Source organism: Aestuariibaculum scopimerae (genome assembly GCF_059428085.1).
Window position 1 is genome coordinate 1,231,143 of the sequence record NZ_CM182089.1, and the last position, 22,552, is coordinate 1,253,694.

The following is a 22,552-nucleotide window of genomic DNA, read 5'->3' on the forward strand; positions in this document are numbered from 1 at the left end:
AAAATAATTGATATGAAACTTAAATATTTACTAGCTGTTGTTCCTATGTTCTTCATAGCGACATCATGCGATAAAGACTTTTTAGAACCCGATTCCATTTCTACATTCGATTTAGACTATATATATTCTAATGTTGATGATGCCAGAAATGGTGTAAATGCTATTTACTCCTATTTTAATCAAGATGCTTTTAGGTCTCGATTATCAAATAACATGACGGGGAATACCGATATTGAAATAGGTTACCATAATAGCGAATTCGATAACGGTAGACGTGAAATCTGGAATTTAAACGCTACAAACTCAAACAATGATTTAAACATTGTTTGGACCTATGCCTATAGATCTATTAGAGATGCCAATATAGCTATAAAAGGTATTACGGCTAGTGGGAATCTAGATAATCCAGATGTTTCAATAAAGAATACATTCAATCAACTATTGGGCGAGGCCTACACTTTAAGGGCCTATTGGTATAGCATGCTAGCCTATTATTTTGGCGATGTGCCTTATGTAACCGAAGCACCCGTAGCAGGAGGAGAATTCTTTATTCCTAAAACAAATAGAAACGAAATTCTTACTAAAGAAATACAAGCGTTGATTAATGTTGAGGCCAATATGCAATGGGCAGACCAATTACCTTACGGGATAGAACAAGTAAACCGTGAATACACGCTGGGGATGATTGCACGTTTGGCTTTGCAAAGAGGCGGGTACTATTTAAAGCCCGATCTAACCATGGTTAGAGATAGTGATTATCTAGATTACTATGCTATTGCTAAAGAATACTCTAAAAAATTAATCGATTTAAAAGATCGGGAATTACCAACCGATTTCAGACAAATATTCTTAAACCAAAACCTATTTATAACCACTATAAATGAAGAGATTTTATTTGAAGTACCCTTTGCAAAAGGGGGTGGCGATGTGGGTTGGAATATTGGCATTCGTGTAGATGGTGGCACCGATGCTAAACATGCTTACGGATCTGGTGGCAACTATATGTCTATGCCAGCTACCTACTACATGTCTTTTGACAGTAAAGATATAAGACGTGAAGTAACCTGTGGGTTGTTTAGGGTAACGACAGAAGACACCTTAGCACATGTTGGTATTGGTAGTATCTCGCAGGGGAAATGGAACCGACGTTTATTACCAGAACCTCCAGGACGGGAATCTGCTAAAGGCACCGGGATTAACTGGGTAATGATGCGCTATGCTGATGTGCTGTTAATGTATGCTGAGGCTGAAAATGAATTGAACGGCCCAACTGCTGAAGCACAAAACGCTTTTAAACGTGTACGCCAAAGAGCCTTTGATCCTGCCGATTGGAGCACTAAAGTAGATAACTATATGGCACAAATTTCGGTGTCTAAACAAGCCTTCTTTAATGCTATTGTAGATGAACGCGCTTGGGAATTTGGTGGTGAAATGATTCGTAAATATGAGTTGATACGCTGGGGCATCTATTCCGAGAAAATTCAGGAAATGTTAGATGGATTAAAAGAGTTGGCCGACAAAGCTTTTGCTGGAACTGGCACCGGACCCGATTATATGTACTGGAAAACAGATGACGATGGTAACTTTGCCGTTCTAAATCCAGATACCAAAGTGGCCGCTGCACCAGATGATACGTGGATTAGGCAATCCTTTTTAATTGGGTTACACAATGATACAACAACCTACCAAGAATGGATTTTGAATGATTATGAGAATTATGTTAATGGTCCTAAGCCTGGCGTTGTTAGATACATATTCCCAATACCAGTAACCGCTATTGATAATAGTCAAGGAACATTAGACAATAATGGTTACCAATTTGCTAACTAAAAATTAAACACAGACATGAAGAATAATAATAATGTTTTTAATATTAGAACGGTATTGTTTTTAGGCTTGCTCGTTACCCTATTTAACGCCTGCGATAAAGATGATAATGAAACTCTTGAGAAAACAAGGTTGTTTCGCCCGGTTCTTAACGAAAATTTATTTGCTGAAGGCAATACCATTATAGTAAACATGGGTAAATTAAAAGGTGCAACAGGCTATACCGTTGAAGTTAGCAGAGACACCTTTAACACCATTGAGTACACTATTGAAACCGATACCAACTACGTTCGTGTAAACGAAGCAACCGTAGGAGAAGAACTATTTTGGAATACCCTTTATCAAATTAGAGCAACGGCACATGAGGCCGATCCGCAATACGATAGTAAGCCGTCTGATTTAGGAGGAGTAAGAACCGAACGGTTCCCATCCATTCTTAACTTACCGGCACCATATGATGTTATTGATGTTTCTGCTAGAGTAACCTGGGATCCCATAGGCGATGCCATAACAAGTATGAAAGTGTTTGCACCGACCGATTTAAGGTTGCAAACACCCCTATTTCCAGAAACTCCTGTAACACCAGAAGAGTTTTTGGCTGGTGAAGCTTTTGTAAATGGTCTAGATCCAGATACCCAATACCAAATAGCCATTTATAGTGGTACCGAACTAAGAGGTTGGGTAAACTACACCACATTGGTTGCTGAGCTGGATTATACTACCGTGGCTAATTTAATAGACCTAAGGGGCGATGAAGATCCAGGAGCTGTAGAAAATGCTGTAGCTTCTGCACCCGATGGTGCTACCGTATTGGTAAAACGTGGGGTGTTTTACGACTTACCGTCTACCCCACTCAACAAGTCTATAACCATTAGGGCTGCGTATGGGTTTGGTGAACAAAAAGCCAGATTGTACACCACCGGAAACTGGAACATTGCTTCTGGTTCTAATATCGATCACATTCGTTTTATAGACTTAGAGCTTAGAGGCGAAAACTATGGAGGCGATTACGTATTTAACCCTTCCAGTGGGGATACCAATGTAAACCATCTATTTTTTGATAATTGTGAAATAGGAACCTTTCGTGGTATTTTTAGGTTAAGGGGTACCAATGCCCTGGTAGAAACCTATGAGATTAGAAACTCTGTAATAGACAGTATTGGTGGCTACGGATTGCTTACCTGCGACACCAACCCTGGAGATCCACCAACAGCAACGGTTAATAATATTAAGTTTATTAATAGTACGTTCAACAAAGTACAAATGGGTATTCAATCCAGAAATGCGTCACAATCCATCGAGATTGATGGTTGTACCTTTGCCAATATCAATACCATTTTCCGTTATAGAGGTGGTGATGGTAATAATCAAGTAGCAAACGGTATTACGATTACCAATACCATCTTTGGTCATAACTGGGACCCAACTGGCGAAAAACCTGTTGAAGAACTCGCTGTTGTAGGGACCGAAAGTGGCGGATTGGGTGAAACAAATTTTACCGTACAAAATACGTACACCACAACCGATTTCACCTTTGTCTCAGGCAAAGAACTTGCCGATATTCCAGTAGGTAATGCTGGAAGTTCGCAAGACGGGCTATGGGTTGATCCAGAAAATAACAATTTTAACTTTTTAGATTCAAACTTTATAGGTCAATATACCGCAGGCGACCCAAGATGGCGATCTAAACTGTAATAAGGATTTTTTTTACTTAACTTTTTTTCAATCTATTAAAGTGGATATCCCAAAAGTGACCAAACTTTAAGGTATCCACTTTTTAGTCTAAACTAAAAAGACATGACATTATATTTTAAAACAATACTCCTTGTGCTGTTTTTCATTTCATGCAGTAGCCCTTCACAAAATAACGACACCACAGAAGCACCAGAACCAGAAGAAGAAAAACCGGTAGTTGTTGAAGAGGAAGCTTTTGCTTTCCCCGGTGCCGAAGGCTTTGGCATGCAGGCAACAGGTGGCCGTGGAGGCAAGGTGCTATTTGTAACCAACCTAAACGATAGTGGTTCAGGAAGTCTAAGGGCTGCCATAAACACATCAGGGGCACGTTACATTTTATTTAAAGTATCAGGCACCATCGCCTTAAAATCCACTTTAAAAATAACCAACGGCAATGTTACCATAGCAGGACAAACAGCGCCTGGTGATGGTATTTGCTTAAAAGATTATTCCGTGGTCATTAACGCCGATAATGTTATTATTAGATACATGCGATTTAGAATGGGCGATGTCGCTTTACAGGAAGGCGATGCCATTGAAAGCCGATTTCATAAAAACATCATTATCGATCATTGTTCCATGAGTTGGTCTACCGACGAAACCGTGTCTATTTACAATAACGAGAATACCACATTGCAATGGTGCTTTATCACCGAAAGTTTACGCAACTCGGTACACGATAAAGGGGCTCATGGTTACGGTGGTATTTGGGGTGGTAAAAATGCCTCCTTTCATCATAACCTACTGGCACATCACGATAGTAGAAATCCGCGCTTAGGAGAAGCAGCAGGATCGGCATTTGCACTTACCGATTTGGTAGACTTAAGAAACAATGTGGTTTACAATTGGCAGGGCAACAGTGCTTACGGTGGCGAGGCCATGAACGTTAATATAGTAAACTGCTATTACAAACCCGGTCCCGCAACCACCAAAACAGATCGTATTATATCCATAGATAAAAATAAAGTAGAAGGTACCGAGGTATATGATATCTGGGGCAAATTCTTTATAGATGGCAATTATGTAGAAGGCCGTACACAAGTTACCGAAGATAATTGGACCTACGGGGTTTACAACCAATTTCACGGTAGTTACGGAACCGTTTCAGAAGCAGATAAAACAGCCATGCGCCTGGCAACACCACATAACATCAACAATAATGTAACCACCCATACCGCTGTTGTAGCCTATGAAAAAGTGTTGAACTATGGGGGTGCTTCCTTAAAGCGTGATGCTGTTGATGCTCGTATTGTAGATAATGTAAAAAACAAATCGTACAGCTTTGAAGGCTCCAACGGCAGCACAAAAGGTATTATCGATTCGCAAAGCGATGTTGGGGGCTGGCCCGAATTAAATTCAGAAACAGCTCCAACAGATACCTCTGGTGATGGCATGCCCGACGACTGGAAAACAGCAATGAAATTAAAAATAACAGATAATAATCCAAACGGACATGATTTAAGCACGGGCTATGAAAATATAGAAGTCTATATAAATAGTCTCGTAAAAACCATTACCGAAAATCAGAAATAATAGGATAAGCGATCTGTTTTAAAACAGTAAGCCTCCTATTTTTTAGTCTTCAAATATATTATTTGAAGAACCTTAGTTTGTTTGGTGAGCAGTCTCTTTTTTCATATTTAGAGGCTGCTTTTTTTGTTTAGCCTCTGGCGCTGTTGGCTTCTAGCTATTAGCTAAAGGCCAACAGCTAATGGCTAACAGCTAAAAGCTAATGGCTAACAGCCAGTGAAGGCAAGTATTCCTTAGGACTTAAATTGGTTTGCCTCTTAAAAGCCGTAAAAAATGAATTATAAGAGCTAAAGCCCACCTTACCGGCCAAACCCTCCAGGGTTAAGCTATCCAGGTATCCCTCATTAATAAGCTGGATAGCATCCTTAATGCGGCAATAGTTTTTGTACTCCACAAACGTCATAACAGCATGGTATTTAAAAATATAGTACAAATGGCTATTAGGTATATTAATAGCTTTAGCAAAATCAGGAAACGTAAACTTCTTGTTCCTAAAAGGTTGCTCACGGTATATAAAACCTTCTATATCGCGTATATAGGGCAGCACCCTGTTTTTAATTTTGTTGCTTAACCTTTTATCCTGTGCATTCGTAATATGTATGGCATCAAACACCCACACATGGTCACTAATGCTCAATTGGCTTTCAATATTGGCAACACGGGTCTTTAATTTAGGATAGCCATATAAAATCTCTGGATTTACCAGTATCTTACCATATACAATCACCCAGGGTATAATTACCAAAAACGAATACTTGTGCGCCTGAAACAATTCATCCGAAAGCCTTTCAGTATACAACGCATAAATAATACGCAAATACAGCAATACCGATATCGTAAAAATAAAGATCGTCCAGTTTTTAATAAGTAGATAATGTCGCTTTTCTACCGACCGATTGGTTCGGTGCTTCCACAATTTCGTATATAGCATATAAAAAGACAGTACCGAGTAGGTAGCAATAAAAACCACAATACTGGCAAAGCGCAGGTTTTCAATAGTAGGCGTTCTTAAACCCGGTATATAAGTTTGTCCAACATTTAAAAGCAAATTAAGTGCAGGAAAAATAAGGTGTAGCAGCGCCCTTTTATAAAGGCGCTTATAATCATGTATTAAATACTTAAAGTACAAGTACAATCCAGGAATCACAACAAGGTATATGGGCGAAATAAACTTAGGACTAAACACCAAATCAGTTTGCCATATATGCAATAGACCAATTAAAATGCTTCTAATAGAGCACAGTACAAAAATAACAACCAAAAAAATATTTACAAAAATATTAGACCGGTAAGAAAACAACATGAGTGCTATTACAAATAAGCCCAAAACACCAATCAATATTAATGCTAAGTCTATAAAAAATGGGAGCATATGGTTTTTCTACTATAAAAAAACTTGATTTCTTTGTTAAATGTACATTAAAATATCAAACAGCAATTATAATAGTTACTATTTCTTTAAAATTCTTACTGCTTTTTAATAAAACCAACAAACCCCTTAACACCTTTCAAAAAGCTTCTTTATTTTTATAGATACCTATATCTAATCTAACCCATTGATTTCGGTAAATTGCTATTATTATCAAAAAAAACCTTTAATAAAAACAGGAGGGGTTAGATTTGTAAAGCCACTTGTAACAGAGTGGCTTTCTTTTTTTAATTATTTCTTTCTATTCTGATTACATCATTCAATAACACGCTTATTGCATATTGAATTAATTACTTGAATTTTTTAAAGAAAATCAAACTTTAACATTTCGTTAATAGGGGTATTTGGGTTTTTAAACGTCTTAGTAGTATGAGAGGTTATAGAAGTTAATTCTATAGTTTTCAATTTCGATATCTTAATTTATTTAGAGGGGTTAAAAGCTGAGTCTTTTATATTGTTTAGTTAAAAAGTTTTGAGTCAAAAAAATACAATGCTTTTAATTCCCTCTAAACATTAAAACAGTAAACATTAATTAAACAAATAAAATACAGATAAAACAAAATAGGGGGTTGCACATTTTTAAATATGATTGATCTAAGAACCTAATAGCCGCATTTGCTACAAAATGCAAACCCATAATAACAACCCCCTTTAAAATATCAAAATATGCAATAGCTAACAGATATAACCAAAAACCACATGCTAGTTATTCACTTTTGTTTGAATTAGTCACTCGGCAAAGCAATATTTTGAGTTTAAGTTGCACGGCACGCTAATAGCGTGCCGTGTTCTTTATAAAACAGTTACAAAGCAGTAACCACTTCCTTAGCCGCAGCTACCACCTTTGCAGAATTACCTATAAAAATAGCGTCATCAACAATAATAACCGGTCTACTTAAAAACGTATAGTGCTCCAGTATATAATACTTGTAGTCTCGCTCAGTTAAATCTTGGTTTTTTAAATCCATTTCCTTATAAAGCTTAGAGCGCTTACTAAACAAAACCTCATAACTGCCCGCCATAGCCTTCATAGCATCCAATTGCTTAACAGTAATAGGTTCCGTTTTAATATCCTGCAACACAAAACTTGAAGGCAATTTTAAATCCTTTAAAATTCTGGAGCAAGTACTACAGGTCTTTAAATAATATACTTTTTTCATTCCTTAATATTTCAAAAAGTCAAAGATACAAAGTATCTAGGTTTCTAGATTACTAATTTCACCAACCCCACAGCAGTAAGCAAATTACTGGTTAGTTGTTTGTTGTTTGGTTGGTTAATCATTATTCCATCACACACAATCGAGGCATTCCCAACTCCCCTCCCCCCACCTTTACCCTAGCAACCGAGTCCAAACTCACAATCCTAAATCCATAATTCTGAATTCTTAATCAATTCCCCGCAACAGTAAGCAATCGTAAATCCCAAAAAAAACTATCTTTACAAAAAATTATACACCATGCATTTTACATTAGATGTACTCCCCAAATCTAGAGCCTTTTTCAAAAAAGTAATAGAAACAGAATCCTTAAAAACATTAAACACCGTACCCGTAGGCTTTAATAACAATATTATATGGAATATAGGACATATAGTAGTTACCCAACAATTACTAATCTATAACCTATCAGGCTTACCCATGATGGTAAGCGAAGACTTGATAAACAACTACCGAAAGGGCACCAAACCAAAAGGTCAGGTAACCCAAGCACAAGTAGATGAGATTAAAGCCTTACTAAATAGTACCATAGAACAAATGCAGGCAGATTACAAAGCAGGTGTTTTTAAAACGTTTCAAGAGTATACCGTTTCCACCACTGGGAATACCCTAACCAATATAGATGAAGCCCTTCAATTTACTCTATTTCATGAAGGCTTGCATACTGGCTACGTGATGGCCTTAATACGCGCCCTGTAACATATTTGGTTAGTTGTTCAAAAAGTTCTTAATCGTTGTTTATAAACTCACATCTGCAACAGTGAGCAAAAAATCGTTAATCGTAAATCAAAAAAGGTTGCACTTGCTCCAAAGGTATAGTAAACTGTATAATACCCGTAGCATAAGGCGCAATTTCATAAGTATTGTACAACAACACAATACCCTCATAAGTATAAGCCATATTAGCAGGTAAGCTAAAGACCTTTGGATCAAAAAGTGTGTTTTTATCCGTAATAGCCTTATCAAAATACGTTTTCGCTAAAGCTTTAAAAGCTTCCATATCCGTAAAAAGCGCTTCATTCATAATAGGCTGCCCTGTTTCAGCATCAAAATTCAACAAAGCAATATACAAGCGTCCGTGTGCACCACCCGTATTTAGGTAAGTAGTTAAAGAAAGACTAATGACTTCAGGAGACTGGTACAGCACCTCCCCATCTATTTGTGCTTCCCAGGGCTGTGATACCTCTGGAAACTCCAACACAAAATCTTGATACGCCTCATTAAAGTTCGAAATACTTTCCTTAATAGATTTAGAAGTTGTTGTATCTGGATCTCCAATCTGCAAAGCTATGGTTACAAGCGTATCTATTTTAGAGTTGATGGCATTAGCTATAGCTTTATCTCCTTGGGCCTGCGGAATGTTTACCGTAACAAGGGTATTATTATCTGTAGTAACATTTACCGTTGTAAAAGTTGTTTTTAAATCATCCTCGCAAGCACATAAAGTAAAAAAAGCATAAAGTATAAAAAGGTATTTTTTGTAAATCATAAGTCCATTAAGTTAACTAACACTAAATATAGGTATTGTATTTAAACCACAAAGTATCAATTTCTATAAAAATTTAACCGTTATATATGCTATATTAACTTAACAATGATTTAACATTAAATTAACTGATAAAATAGCACACAAATTAGTCAAATCTGATGTTTTGTATACTGCCATTCCACCATACCTTTGTAGTGTTGAACGTTATAAAAATCCAAATCATGAAAAACACAATTAAAACCCTTAAAAAAAGTATTTTACTAGTAGCCATATTTGCTACTACATTAAGTAACGCAAATGAAATGACCATAGTTAAAGATGCCTTTAACAAAACGTCATTAACTATAGACCATGTTAAAGCAGGAGATGTATTATACATTAAAGATTACAATGGCGCTATACTTTACAAAGAATTGATAAAATCTACCGGTACCTATAAAAGAGGCTTTGATTTAACCGCCCTACCCGATGGTAATTACTTTTTTGAAGTTGATAAAGACCTTCAAATAAAAACCATTCCTTTTACAGTAAGTGCTAACCAAGTACTTTATCTTAAAGAAAAAGAAACCGTAAGCTTTAAGCCTTATGTGAGACTTAAGGGCGGTATGTTGTTTATTTCAAAATTTGCTCCAGAAAAAGAAGCTCTAGGTATTAAAATATATACCGATAACAACAGTGAATACGATTTACTGTATTCTGAAAAAATTGAAGGTGTACAAACTATTAAAAAAGTATACAAGCTAGAAAAAGGTAGCTATAGAATTGTATTAAACTCTAATAATAAGGAGTTCACGAAATTCATTAATAATTAGTTTAATGTCTTATTTAGTTTAGTTGGTAAAGAGTGAGCTGTGGTGGCTCACTCTTTTTTTATGATAATTTAGCACATAAATGCATCAAAATCAATGTTTTACGTAAAAACATTTCTTATTAACTTTGAAATGTTGAACGTTATTAAATTCCAAATCATGAAAAAAGCAATTAACAAAACAAAAAAAGGATTCTTGATGGTAGCCATGTTTGCTGCCTTGTTGAGTTTCGCAAATGAAGCACCATTTTTTACTACAAAAGATGATGCAAACAGAACCCTAATCACTTTAAGCGATGTAAAGGCCGGTAACCTACTATCAATTAAAGATGATAATAATATTGTTCTATATAAAGAAGTTATTCAAAAAACAGGGGTATATACCAAAGGATTTGATTTATCTGCCTTACCTGACGGTGAATATTTCTTTGAATTAGAAAAAGATGTAGAAATTAAAGTAATACCTTTTACTGTAGATGGAGGTGTTTCGGTTCTTAACAAAGCCATGGAAACAACCATTTATAAACCCGTTACTAGAGTAAAAGGTAATATGGTACTTGTTTCTAAGCTTTCCTTAAACAAAAAACCTTTAAAAGTTGATATTTTCTTTAATAGCGATGGTTTAAACAGCAACTCTGAGCTTATTTATTCTGAAGAAATTACAAACGTTAAGAATATTAATAGAATTTACAGACTAGAAGGTTTAGATAGAGGAACTTATACCCTAGTTTATAAAACAGAGGGCAAAACTTTTACCGAAGAAATTAGCAAATAGTTTTAATCTTAATTTAGTTGAATTTAAGAAGGAGGTCTTACGGCCTCCTTTTTTTTTGATCTACTGGGTTTAACACCCTAGACAAGTCTAAAACAAACGCATTTGTCCATCCTTATACGTTTCATGCAAGGACGTGTTTAACCTAGGCATGCCTTTATTTTTAAAGTATTTATTCCGGGCCAATGCCACAAGGTTATTGATTTGTTCGGCTATTTTGCCTTCACCATGCATGCGAGTGCCAAAACGGCTGTCGTTTAATTGTCCGCCGTGGCAACTTTCTATTTGATGCAACACTTTTTCGGCTTTATCGGGCATGGTTTTTTTTATCCAATCGGTAAAAATGGCACCTATAGCACCATTTAGCCTAACGATAGTATGGGCAATAGATACAGCGCCGTGGCTTGAAGCGGCTTTAGCAAGGGACAATATTTCATGGCTATTTATAGATGGAATAATGGGTGCCAACATAACGTTAACGGGAATACCATGCTCGCTAAGGGTTTTAACGGTTTCAAGACGCCTTTTAATTGTTGCCGTTCTGGGCTCTAAAACGCGACGGGTACTTTCAGACAAAGAGGCTATAGATACATGTACCCCTATTAAATCCTCTTTGGCCAAGGCTTTCAAAATATCTAAATCCCTTAGTATTAAAGCATTTTTGGTAATAATACCAACGGGGTGTTTATATTTTAAGAACACCTCTAAACATTGGCGTGTTATTTCAAATTGTTTTTCGGCAGGTTGGTAACAATCTGTATTACCAGACATGACAATGGTATGCGCTTTCCATGTTTTTTTCTTTATAAAGGCTTCCAACAACTTAGGCGCATCTCTTTTTATCATAATACGGCGCTCAAAATCCAACCCAGCACTATACCCCCAATACTCATGACTATTGCGAGCATAACAATAAATACATCCATGCTCGCAACCCTGGTAAGGATTCATGGAGTAAATCATACCAACATCAACACTGTCTACTTTATTTACAATGGTTTTTGGAAAAACATCTAGGTAAAGGGTTTTGTTTTTATCACTTACTTCGCCTTCCTTCTGGCAATATTCCAGAAAATCGTCACGCATTTCATGGCTTAATTCAAAGAAGCGATTGGGCACATTTAGTTGGGCTCCCCGCCCTTTTATTGTAGACTCGGAGTTCATTATTTGATATTATTTAGTTAAACTGGGGTATCATTTCAAGTAACGAGAAACATCTTATAAATAGCTCTCATTGAGATTTCTCGTCGCTCGTACCTCGCTCTGTCGAAATGACAAAGCATATAAAGTTAATAATTATACCATGCCCTAACTGTTAAAACAGAAATGGATTGTTAACAAATTGGAAACAGCAGATAAAAACTTGCCTATTTTTATTTTGAAGGGAAATTAGCTTTACGCTTTTCTAAAAATGCAGCGGTACCCTCTTTAAAATCTTGCGTACCAAAGCTTCTACCAAAGGCATCTATTTCTATCTTAAATCCGTTAGTCCCTTCTTTAAAATTGGCATTGATGGCTTTAATGGCAGCACTAATGGCAACCGAAGAATTTTGACTTATCTTAGTAGCTATCTGCTCGCATCGTGGCAATAAATCCTCTTGGGTAGTAACGTGATTGACCAAGCCATAGCTTAAAGCCTGTTCGGCGGTAATCATATTGGCAGTCATTATAAGTTCCATAGCTCGCCCTTTACCTATAAGTTGTGGCAAACGTTGGGTGCCGCCATAACCTGGGATAACTCCCAAAGACACTTCGGGCAATCCCATTTTAGCATTATTACTTGCAACTCTAAAATGACTTGCCATGGCCAATTCCAATCCGCCGCCCAGAGCAAAACCATTTATGGCTGCAATAACAGGGGTTGATAGGTTCTCAACAAAATCAAACAACAATGTTTGCCCTTTGGATGCCAAATGCGTGCCTTCTTTTACAGAGAAATCGGCAAACTCTCTAATATCTGCACCAGCTACAAAGGCTTTTTCTCCACTTCCGGTAATAATAATGACTTTAACGTTTGTTTTATCATTGGCCTCCTTAAATGCATTGTGTAGTTCTTGAATGGTTTCTATATTTAGTGCATTTAACTTTTTTGGACGGTTTATGGTAATGGTTGCTATGCCGTTTTTTTCTTTTACTATAATATTATTATAACTCATGGCCTATTTTTTTAGTTAGTTACTTAAACAAATTATGCTTTTGGGAAGGTTACTTTAAAAACGGTCCCTACGTGTTTCTTAGATGTAAAAGTAATGGTTCCTTTGTAAGTTTCCACAATATTTTTTACCATGGCCAACCCCAGTCCCATACCACTTGTTTTAGTGGTAAACTTAGGTTCGAAAACCTTATCTATGTTTTCTTCTGAAACACCCGAACCATTATCAGAAATCGTTATAACCACTTGGTTATTTTCTTCGCCAACATAGATAACGATTTTTGGCTCCCGATCGCTTGGAGTTGCCTGAATGCCATTTTTTACTAAATTGGTAACGACCCTAATAAGCTGTGTTCTATCAAACTTAGCTATAAGCTCTTCATGTTGCGGCATAAAAACGATATAGTCTTCATTAAATATATCTAGAGCGAGCCTTACTATATTGACCACATTCAAAGTTTCATTTTGCTGGGCTGGCATCTTTGCAAAATTTGAAAAAGCTGCAGCAATGGAACTCATAGTATCTATTTGTTGTATAAGGGTTTTACTGTACTCATCAAGTTTGGAGTGGATGTTTTCGTCTTCTGGATTAAACTTACGTTGAAAGTTTTGTACCGTTAAACGCATGGGCGTTAAAGGGTTTTTAATTTCATGTGCCACTTGCTTGGCCATTTCCCGCCAAGCTTGCTCTCGCTCACTCCTTGCCAATTGTATGGCACTCTCTTCCAACTCGTCAATCATGCTGTTATAGGAGTTTACCAACGTGGTAATTTCTTCACTGGTATCGTTAACAACAATTTTCTCATTGCGTTTTTCTAATCGGGTGGTATTAATCTTGTCGCTAATAGCTTTTAAGGACTTAGTAATATATTTTGAAAGTAAAAAGGCAATACCTATGGCCATGATTAATACCAAGGCAAATGCATAAGCAATACGCTGTAAAAACTCCAAAAGCTCGTTGGTTAAAAAATCGTCTTTCTCTAAATACGGTAAATTTAATATTGCTATGGCCTTAGATTTTTGGTCTGTAAGATAGGTATAAGACGATTGAAAAGTTTCACCATTTTCCTTATGCTTATCTACGTACATATGCTGGGCAGTGTTTGAAATTGCATTTAAAACCTCAGCATTCAGACAGGTATCTGCCATATGCGTTTGGATACCTGCTTTGGAAGAAATTAATAAGGAGCCCTCTAAATCGTAAAGGTTAATCTGTAATTTATGGATGTTGGCTATATTGTAAATTTCTTCTTTGAAGATCAATGGAATGTTTTCTGTTTTAACTTCCCAGGTATTTTGCCTGCCGTTTAAAACAGCCTTTAAATGTGTTTGGATATTATGCTCTTTTCGCTCTAAACGGCCTTCGTGATAGTCCGCACTTTGCTCTTTATATTGATAGATTGCCACTGCCGAAATAAGTACAGACCCAAATAGCACCAACAGAATCATGGCTAAAAAGATGCGTGTTCGCAAAGAAAGTTTTTTAAGTTTCAATGGGTGCGTGTATTTATTTTATTGGCTTAAAGATAACAATAATTGAACCAAAATAAAGTTAATCTTTCATTGTCACATCAGGCATTGCCGAGATACTAAGAAAACTACAACCAGCTAAGGTCTTCGACTGCGCTCAGACTGACATAGGTCTATGCATTAGGATTCTTCGCTCTTATGTTTTTATATATTTTAAATCCTAACATAATCAACACTCCCAAAACAAGCATCCCTACAAGACCCCAAACCCAATTAATGGCACTTTTTAAGATCACTAAAAATACCACTGCAAACAGAATAAAGGTAGCTCCTTCGTTCCAGATACGCATAAAGCTTGACGATTTTTTTACGACATCGTTTTGCAATTGTTTGTAATACTGATGGGTTTTTAAATGGTATATTATCAAAACCACTACAAAAGCCAGTTTAACGTGCATCCAGGGTTGTTGCAACCAATACGGCTGCAAAACCAATAACCAAATGGCAAAAATGGTGGCCAATAAAGCCGAAGGCCATGTTATAATATACCACAGCCGCTTGGCCATAAGTTTTAACTGTTTACCTAAAATCTCTTTTTCAGGTGATGGCTTATGGAAGGCCTCTATTTGGTAAACGAATAAGCGTGGTATGTAAAACAGCCCGGCAAACCAAGTGATTACGAAAATGAGATGAAACGATTTTATATAATTATAATATTCCATAAGCTTAAGAAATTGTATCTAGTGCCTTACTTTTAGGCTTTAAGGTCTTAATTATTTCTCTATTTAAAAAATAGGCCGTTACCAGAGTAGACAAGATATCTGAAATGGGAAATGATATCCAAACGCCCAACTCGCCATAAAACTTAGGAAGAATCAAAATAAATGGAATAAAGAAAAAGCCTTGCCTAGTTAAGGTTAACAATAAAGCTGGTATGGCCTTGCCTACAGCTTGAAAATAAGCTGCTCCTATAAGCTGAATGGCTATAATGGGTGTTGCAGCAAACACCCAACGCATGGCACTTGGGGTTTGGTCTAAAACATCGGCATTATTGGTGAACATTTTAGTGATAAGGTCTGGAAAAAGCATTAACACCAAAAATACCATGGTTGCCAACAAAGATGCATATTTTATAGAGGTATTAATAGTTTCGCGTACCCTACTGTAATTTTTAGCACCATAATTAAACCCTGCAATTGGTAAAAACCCTTGGGTAATTCCCAATACTGGAAACATGGCAAACATGAGCATTCTGCCCACAATGGCATAAGCCGTAACAGAAATTTCGCCTCCCAAATGAAACAGAATATTGTTCATAAACAAATAGGTGATACTCACTACGGCTTGTCGTGCCAAGGTTACAAAACCAAGTGCACTTATTTCCTTTACTATGCCCAAACTTAACCCAAAATGGGAAAAACTTATTTTTAACTCGGAATGCTTAGACATAAAAAACCAAAGGATAAACACAAAACAAAGCCCGTACGAAATAGTTGTAGCCCAAGCAGCGCCTTCCATACCATAACCCAATAGATTAATAAAAATATAGTCTAAAAGCAGGTTACTTACCGAAGGGATCATCATGGCGTACATGGCAAACTTTGGTTTACCTTCAGCTCTAATAACCGTATTGCCCATCATACTCAAAGCTAAAATGGGCACACCATAAAGTACAATTCTATAATAAATTTTAGCAGGATCGAAAATAGCGCCTTTCCCTCCAAAAGTTGGAATAATCCCGTCAATATACCAAAGCCCAAAAACCACCATGGTAACAGTTAGCAATAGGGTTAGAGTAATTTGGTTTCCGAATGTTTTTAGAGCCTTATCTTTATCATTGGCTCCCAATGCTCTTGATATAATAGAAGACCCTCCTACACCAATGGACATACCTAAAGCTGCAATAAAAAACGATACTGGCAGCACTACATTAATAGCCGCAATGGCAATAGCTCCTATCCATTGTCCTACAAAAATAGTATCGACTAAAATATTGAGCGACATCACTAGGATGCCTATAGAAGCTGGCACTGCCTGCCTTATAATTAACTTACTTATAGGTTTAGATCCTAGATCTTGAGACGTTACTTTAGCCATTATGCCGTTTATTTTTTATTAGATGTCCTTTCGTTAATCCATTTTGACAGCAATGCTACCCATTCGGCATCGTCATTTAAACAGGGAACGGTTGTAAAATTAGAACCTCCCATTTCATGGAATATTTCAGCGCCCTCCATAGCTATTTCCTCTAAAGTTTCTAAACAATCGCTAACAAATGCCGGGGTTACAATGGCCATGTTTTTAATGCCTTGTTTACCCAAACGTTCTATGGTTCTATCGGTATATGGCTGTAACCAAGGATCGAACCCTAAACGCGATTGAAAAGAGGTAGAATAAGAACCTGGTTTTAATTGAAGTTTCTCTGCCACCAACCTAGTGACTTCTAAACATTGATGCCTATAACAAAATGTATGAGCTTCACTAGGGGTAACACAACAAACACCATCTATTTTACAATGTGATTTTGTAACATCGCTCTTTTTTATATGACGCTCTGGAACACCGTGATATGAAAACAATAGATGCTCATATGTTTTATCTGCTAAATGGGTTTTAATGGATTTTGAAAGCACTTCTATATAATCAGGTTTATTATAAAATGCAGGTACAGATTCTATTTTTAAGCTTGGAAAATGTTCTTGGCGGATGCGTTCTGCTAATACCAAAATGGTTTCGGTTGTTGCCATAGCAAACTGAGGGTACAGGGGAAATAGCAACACCTCATCCACGCCTTTGTCTACTAATTCCTGAAGTCCTTTTTTAATGCTCATGCTTCCATAGCGCATGGCCAACCCCACTGGCACTTTAACTTGTTGCTGAATTTTATTATGAAGGCGTTCTGAAATGACTATTAACGGCGATCCTTCTTTCCACCATATTTTTTTATAAGCCGCCGCCGATGCTTTTGGACGCGTTTTTAGGATAATACCTTTAACCAGTAAGGTTCTTGCCCAAAGTGGCACATCGATAACGCGCTCGTCCATTAAAAACTCCCCTAGGTACTTTTTGACATCTTTAGGTTGTGGACTGTCTGGCGACCCTAGATTAACTAGTAAAACTCCCTTCATTTATTTTCTATTTTATTTCTAAAAACCTACAAGGTTTTAATTAATCATCGTTTTAAACAATATATGATGCCTCCTAATAGATGCTGCTTAAATTCTGGTTCTACATATGATGCTTCGGTATGTCCCATCCCAGTATAAAATACTCTAGCATCTTTAAATTCTTGGTACCAAGAAATGGGATGATAGTCGCCATTCTTTCCTCCTTCATAGGTCGATTCATCCAGTGTAAGCAACACCTTGATATTCTCGCTTATGGACTTGTAATTATACCATTCGTCAAAGCGGGTCCATCGCTTTGATAAATGTTTTGTTGCTTGGTGAGTGTTATCAATAACAGCCATACTTGCTTGGCATTTCTCGGGGTGATTTAAAAAATAAGCCCCCAGCAAGTTACCGTACCAGGGCCATTCGTGTTCGCTATCAGCAGCCGAATGAACTCCCATAAAACTACCACCTTTTTCAATATAAGTCCTAAAAGCTTTTTGTTGCTCTACATTTAAAATATCTCCAGTTGTATTGAGAAAAATAATTAAACTGAATTGTTTTAAGTCCCTTTTGTTAAATATTTGGGCATCCTCTGTATGGATCACTTCAAATTGGTTTTCTACACCCAACTCGGTAATGATTTTTACACCAGTTGCTATAGATTGATGCCTAAATTCTACTGTTTTTGTAAATACTAATACTTTGTCCTTGGTATAACCAAACTGGGCTATACTTGTAATTAATAGTATTAATAAGAATTTCATCTGTTTTTTTTATTGTTTTAGAGGTCATATGGAACGCCAAGATAATCATTCTCGTGTGTGTCAAATAATTTGTTATGGGCGTTTCATCTGTTTATTTTTATTGTTTTTTCTTTGTTTGTTTCTAATTTTTGTTGGTGATATAATTTAGGTCTTGCCTCAGTATAATCACAATCTTGAAAAATACCACAAGATGCCGTAGGCAAAACCAATGATTTTGCGTAATTGCTTTTTAATAAGGCTTCTATTTCTGGGGTTAAGTATTTCATTTTTTTTGGTATGGGTTTCTCTCCTATTCTCTATTCTCTATTCTAACTTAAAGATAAAACATATTTTTTAGGTGTGGTCCCATATTTCTTTTTAAAAGCTGCTATAAAATGACTAGCGGTACTGTAACCAACTTTAAGTCCGACCTCATTGACATTGTTTTCACCAGACTCCAATAATTTTCTAGCGACTTCCATTTTATAATCAAATAAAAAACTGAACACCGAATCTCCATAAATTTGCTTAAAACCTTCTTTAAGCTTTTTAAGGTTTAAGCCTATTTCATCTGCTAGTTCCTGTAAGGTTGGAGGTTCAGCCATGCGTGCAATAATAATATCTTTGGCCATTCTTATTTTTGTCACGTTGGTTTCATCAACCAAAAAAGGGCATTGTTCTACATCAGCATCTTCACTTCTATTAAAATACAAACTTAACAATTCGTAGGCTTTCCCTCTAAAATATAGGTTTTTAATAGACTTATTTAAGCTATAATTTATCAACTGATTTAAAACAATGGCCATAGATGGGGATATAATACCATCCTTATAATACTTTTTATCCTTATTATCTTCATTCAAAAACGAGATATAATCGGCTTCTTGAGAAAACAGGCCGTGAAACTTTTTTATGGATATTAGTATGGAAACGATCCAAGAATTGGGGTCTACCAATAAATTAATAGGCAAATCACGTTGTGGATTGTATAGCAATAACGAATTCTCTTCTAGAATATTTAGTGTGTAACTTCCTTGATTAAAAATAAACTTACTGGATCCTTTTACACAAAAATGAAATTGAATGTAATCGCTATCTATATCTTTCTCAATACTTTGAGCGATACTTTTATCATTTTTAAAGACCAACACTAAAAACCCATCATCTACATGTGTTTCCTCAAAAGAACTTTTAGCGACACTTTTTATGTTGTTTTCTTTGGCTTCCATTCGTATTTTATTTAGATTCGTTTTAAATAAACTGCCCCGAACCTGCATTATAATGTGCAAAAATATGACAAAAATCATATATTCTTTAAAAAAGCAGCTAAAAAACCACAAACGATATTAAAAGTTCTTCTAGCGTTATTTTTTTTATCACCATCCACATACATTTGCTTACTATTATCAGGTATTAGCATGCAGAAATATAACATTTCAAGGAGTAATTACTTTTATGCCATTGGTTTAAGTTATAAAAAAGCCGATGCAGACATAAGAGGGCGCTTTAGTTTAGACGAAGCTGCTAAGCTAGCGCTTATTAATGAAGCTAAGGAAAACCATGTTGAAAGTTTGGTTGTAACTTCTACCTGTAATAGAACTGAAATTTATGGATTTGCCCAACACCCTTTTCAATTAATTCAACTCCTTTGTAATAACACCAATGGCACTGTTGAAGAATTTCAAAAAGTAGCTTATATCTATAAAAATAATGAGGCCATTGCCCATATGTTTAGAGTAGGCTCTGGTTTGGACAGCCAAATTCTTGGTGATTTTGAAATTATAAGCCAATTAAAAGCAAGCGCCCGGATTTCTAAAGAAAATGGTTTGCTTAACCACTTTACAGAGCGTTTAGTAAATGCTGTTATACAGGCCAGCAAACGAATAAAAACAGAAACCAATATTTCGTCAGGGGCTACATCTGTGTCTTTTGCTTCTGTACAATACATCTTTAATACAGTTGATAACATTTCAAACAAGAACATTCTACTTTTTGGAACTGGTAAAATAGGTAGAAACACTTGCGAAAACTTGGTGAAACATACCAAGAATGAGCACATTACTTTAATTAACAGAACTAAAGACAAAGCTGAGCAAATTGCAGGAAAGTTTAATTTAATTGTTAAAGACTATGCTAATTTGCAAGAGGAAATTAGCAAATCGGACATTTTAATTGTGGCCACTGGGGCACACCGCCCAACTGTAGACAAACAAATTATTCAATCTAAAAAGCCATTGTTGATTTTGGATTTATCCATTCCAAAAAATGTAGATACCAATGTAAAGTCATTAGAAAATGTATCGTTGGTGCACTTAGATCATCTCTCTAAAATTACCGACAAAACATTAGAAGAACGCAAAAAGCATATTCCTTTGGCTCAAGCAATTATTGAAGAGGTAAAAGCTGAGTTTAACAGTTGGTTAGAAACCCGAAAGTTTGCACCAACCATTAAGGCTTTAAAATATAAATTGCTAGATTTTGCCAACTCTGAATTGGAATTGCAACGTAAAAAACATGCTGACTTTAATGAAGCACAGGCAGAAATTATAAGCAACAACATAATCCAAAAAATAACTAACCACTTTGCACATCACCTTAAAGATGATGCTGTATCTACAGATGAGAGTCTAGAGCTTATAAAAAAAGTGTTTCAGCTAGAATCCAAAACACATGTCTAAAATTATCAGAATTGGCACCCGCGATAGTGAATTAGCGCTATGGCAAGCCAAAATAGTACAAAGTCAACTTGAAAACCTAGGGTACAAAACACAATTAGTTCCTGTAAAATCTACCGGCGATATTGTTTTAGACAAACCCCTGTACGAACTGGGAATTACTGGTATTTTTACACGAACCTTGGATATTGCACTGTTAAATGAAGATATAGACATTGCAGTACATTCTCTAAAGGATGTTCCAACAGTGCTGCCAAAAGACATTGTACAAGCAGCTGTTTTAAAAAGAGGCAATGTAAACGACACTTTGGTTTTTAAGAACAATGAGGAGTTTTTAAGCTCTAAAGATGCCACTATAGCTACTGGAAGTTTACGCCGTCGTGCCCAATGGTTAAATCGCTATCCAACACATACCTTGGTGGATTTACGTGGCAATATTAACTCACGCATGCAAAAACTAAAGGACAATGTTGATTGGAACGGAGCTATTTTTGCTGCTGCCGGTATAGGACGTATTGGTTTAAGACCTGAAGAAGCTATTAATTTAGACTGGATGATTCCTGCTCCGGCACAAGGAGCCATTATGATTACTGCTTTAGAAACGGATACGTATACTAGAACTGTTTGTGCTGAACTTAATCATGAAGAAACCGAAATTTGCACAACCATAGAGCGCAAATTTTTAAACAAATTAGAAGGCGGATGTACAGCACCTATTGGTGCTTTGGCTTACATTAAGAATGAAGAAGTGAACTTTAAAGGTGTTTTGTTGAGTATTGATGGCACCAAACGAATTGATGTTTCGCGCGTTAAAAAATTAGGTGAACACCATGATATAGCTGAATTTTGTGCGGAGTTTGTTATTGACCGTGGGGGGAAACGCTTAATGGATACCATTAAAAAGACCAACAAAAAAACAAATGTGTATTCCACAAAGTCCCTTACTGAAAGCCAACGACTTTTATTCCATGAAAAGGTATCGGTTGAGAGTTCCGATTTTATCAAGATTAGTTTTAATAGAATTCATCCACGGTTTTTAAAAAATGAGATTGAAAATGTTATCATTACCAGTAAAAATGCTGTGGAAGCCCTATTAACTAACTTTTCGGCCATAGAACTTCAGTTTAAAAATATTTATTGTGTAGGTAGGCGCACAAAAAGACTTATTGAAACAAAAATTGGAAAAGTGGCCCATTTTGAAAACAATGCCAAGAAACTGGCAAACTATTTAGTGGAATATATGGAGGGCGCTACTGTTACCTATTTTTGCAGTAATTTAAGACTGGATGATTTACCAAGCATTTTAGAAGAGAACAACATTAAACTAACTGAAATAGAAGCTTACCAAACAAAATATGATAGTTTAGAGATAGATAATACCGTAGAAGGCGTTATGTTTTTTAGTCCATCAACCGTTCAAAGTTATTTAAAGGAAAACAATACCAATGTTATTGCCTTTTGTATTGGCGAAAGTACTGCCAAAGAAGCAAGAACCAGATTTAAAGATGTAAGGGTTGCTAAAATACCAACCGTAGAAAGCGTCATTGAATTAGTTAATGAACATTATTGTTAGCCAATAGCAAGTATCCAATA

Annotated in this window: 20 protein-coding genes; 8 read left to right on the forward strand and 12 right to left on the reverse strand. The window is 36.2% G+C overall.

Features of this window, described 5'->3' with window-relative positions:
• Positions 1 to 12 precede the first annotated feature (12 nt).
• The 3 genes from AC5SR4_RS05450 to AC5SR4_RS05460 all read left to right on the forward strand — a co-directional run bounded on the left by AC5SR4_RS05450 (position 13) and on the right by AC5SR4_RS05460 (position 5,094).
• The gene (locus AC5SR4_RS05450; RefSeq protein ID WP_495358520.1) at positions 13 to 1,830 is read left to right on the forward strand and encodes a RagB/SusD family nutrient uptake outer membrane protein; all 1,818 of its coding nucleotides are present in this window, start codon (positions 13 to 15) and stop codon (positions 1,828 to 1,830) included.
• Positions 1,831 to 1,845: 15 nt separating this feature from the next.
• The gene (locus AC5SR4_RS05455; RefSeq protein ID WP_495358521.1) at positions 1,846 to 3,522 is read left to right on the forward strand and encodes a DUF4957 domain-containing protein; all 1,677 of its coding nucleotides are present in this window, start codon (positions 1,846 to 1,848) and stop codon (positions 3,520 to 3,522) included.
• A gap of 102 nt (positions 3,523 to 3,624) precedes the next feature.
• The gene (locus tag AC5SR4_RS05460; RefSeq protein ID WP_495358522.1) at positions 3,625 to 5,094 is read left to right on the forward strand and encodes a pectate lyase family protein; all 1,470 of its coding nucleotides are present in this window, start codon (positions 3,625 to 3,627) and stop codon (positions 5,092 to 5,094) included.
• 196 nt (positions 5,095 to 5,290) lie between these two features.
• Here the strand turns inward: AC5SR4_RS05460 and AC5SR4_RS05465 are convergent, their stop codons facing one another.
• Positions 5,291 to 6,463, reverse strand: coding sequence for a helix-turn-helix domain-containing protein (locus AC5SR4_RS05465; RefSeq protein ID WP_495358523.1), 1,173 nt, complete (start codon positions 6,461 to 6,463; stop codon positions 5,291 to 5,293).
• An 860-nt stretch (positions 6,464 to 7,323) separates the two neighbouring features.
• Complete coding sequence (locus AC5SR4_RS05470) at positions 7,324 to 7,680, reverse strand: arsenate reductase family protein (protein ID WP_495358524.1); 357 nt, start codon at positions 7,678 to 7,680, stop codon at positions 7,324 to 7,326.
• Between the two features lie 297 nt (positions 7,681 to 7,977).
• Here AC5SR4_RS05470 and AC5SR4_RS05475 point away from each other — a divergent pair, with 297 nt between their 5' ends.
• A complete protein-coding gene (locus AC5SR4_RS05475; protein WP_495358525.1) occupies positions 7,978 to 8,436 on the forward strand; it encodes a DinB family protein in 459 nt (152 codons plus the stop codon).
• Positions 8,437 to 8,512: 76 nt separating this feature from the next.
• On the opposite strand, the gene AC5SR4_RS05480 is transcribed toward AC5SR4_RS05475, so the two are convergent.
• Entirely contained in the window at positions 8,513 to 9,226 is a 714-nt protein-coding gene (locus tag AC5SR4_RS05480) for a DUF3298 and DUF4163 domain-containing protein (RefSeq protein WP_495358526.1), read from the reverse strand.
• A gap of 221 nt (positions 9,227 to 9,447) precedes the next feature.
• On the opposite strand from AC5SR4_RS05480, the gene AC5SR4_RS05485 reads away from it, so the two are divergent.
• Both AC5SR4_RS05485 and AC5SR4_RS05490 read left to right on the forward strand, forming a co-directional pair.
• Complete coding sequence (locus AC5SR4_RS05485; RefSeq protein WP_495358527.1) at positions 9,448 to 10,038, forward strand: hypothetical protein; 591 nt, start codon at positions 9,448 to 9,450, stop codon at positions 10,036 to 10,038.
• Between the two features lie 156 nt (positions 10,039 to 10,194).
• Positions 10,195 to 10,809, forward strand: coding sequence for a hypothetical protein (locus AC5SR4_RS05490; RefSeq protein WP_495358528.1), 615 nt, complete (start codon positions 10,195 to 10,197; stop codon positions 10,807 to 10,809).
• 87 nt (positions 10,810 to 10,896) lie between these two features.
• Here the strand turns inward: AC5SR4_RS05490 and AC5SR4_RS05495 are convergent, their stop codons facing one another.
• From AC5SR4_RS05495 to AC5SR4_RS05535, 9 genes are all read right to left on the reverse strand, one after another.
• Positions 10,897 to 11,970, reverse strand: coding sequence for a PA0069 family radical SAM protein (locus AC5SR4_RS05495; protein WP_495358529.1), 1,074 nt, complete (start codon positions 11,968 to 11,970; stop codon positions 10,897 to 10,899).
• 209 nt (positions 11,971 to 12,179) lie between these two features.
• Positions 12,180 to 12,962: an enoyl-CoA hydratase/isomerase family protein gene (locus AC5SR4_RS05500; protein WP_495358530.1), complete on the reverse strand. Its 783-nt coding sequence runs from the start codon at positions 12,960 to 12,962 to the stop codon at positions 12,180 to 12,182.
• Positions 12,963 to 12,994: 32 nt separating this feature from the next.
• Positions 12,995 to 14,452 carry a sensor histidine kinase gene (locus AC5SR4_RS05505; RefSeq protein ID WP_495358531.1) on the reverse strand — a complete coding sequence of 486 codons (1,458 nt, stop codon included), beginning with the start codon at positions 14,450 to 14,452 and terminating at the stop codon, positions 12,995 to 12,997.
• A 149-nt stretch (positions 14,453 to 14,601) separates the two neighbouring features.
• The gene (locus AC5SR4_RS05510) at positions 14,602 to 15,150 is read right to left on the reverse strand and encodes a CopD family protein (protein ID WP_495358532.1); all 549 of its coding nucleotides are present in this window, start codon (positions 15,148 to 15,150) and stop codon (positions 14,602 to 14,604) included.
• Between the two features lie 4 nt (positions 15,151 to 15,154).
• A complete protein-coding gene (locus AC5SR4_RS05515) occupies positions 15,155 to 16,525 on the reverse strand; it encodes an MATE family efflux transporter (protein WP_495358533.1) in 1,371 nt (456 codons plus the stop codon).
• Positions 16,526 to 16,533: 8 nt separating this feature from the next.
• Positions 16,534 to 17,556 (reverse strand): ferrochelatase, encoded by a 1,023-nt coding sequence (gene hemH / locus AC5SR4_RS05520; RefSeq protein WP_495358534.1) that lies wholly within the window; start codon positions 17,554 to 17,556, stop codon positions 16,534 to 16,536.
• A gap of 44 nt (positions 17,557 to 17,600) precedes the next feature.
• Positions 17,601 to 18,305 carry a ThuA domain-containing protein gene (locus AC5SR4_RS05525; RefSeq protein ID WP_495358535.1) on the reverse strand — a complete coding sequence of 235 codons (705 nt, stop codon included), beginning with the start codon at positions 18,303 to 18,305 and terminating at the stop codon, positions 17,601 to 17,603.
• 83 nt (positions 18,306 to 18,388) lie between these two features.
• The gene (locus AC5SR4_RS05530; protein WP_495358536.1) at positions 18,389 to 18,571 is read right to left on the reverse strand and encodes a hypothetical protein; all 183 of its coding nucleotides are present in this window, start codon (positions 18,569 to 18,571) and stop codon (positions 18,389 to 18,391) included.
• A 42-nt stretch (positions 18,572 to 18,613) separates the two neighbouring features.
• Complete coding sequence (locus tag AC5SR4_RS05535; RefSeq protein WP_495358537.1) at positions 18,614 to 19,513, reverse strand: helix-turn-helix transcriptional regulator; 900 nt, start codon at positions 19,511 to 19,513, stop codon at positions 18,614 to 18,616.
• A 189-nt stretch (positions 19,514 to 19,702) separates the two neighbouring features.
• Between AC5SR4_RS05535 and hemA the strand changes: the two genes are divergently transcribed.
• Together hemA and hemC are read left to right on the forward strand one after the other, a co-directional pair.
• The gene (hemA, locus tag AC5SR4_RS05540; protein WP_495358538.1) at positions 19,703 to 20,962 is read left to right on the forward strand and encodes a glutamyl-tRNA reductase; all 1,260 of its coding nucleotides are present in this window, start codon (positions 19,703 to 19,705) and stop codon (positions 20,960 to 20,962) included.
• Complete coding sequence (gene hemC / locus AC5SR4_RS05545; RefSeq protein ID WP_495358539.1) at positions 20,955 to 22,532, forward strand: hydroxymethylbilane synthase; 1,578 nt, start codon at positions 20,955 to 20,957, stop codon at positions 22,530 to 22,532. Before hemA ends, hemC begins: the two co-directional genes overlap by 8 nt.
• Positions 22,533 to 22,552: the final 20 nt, after the last annotated feature.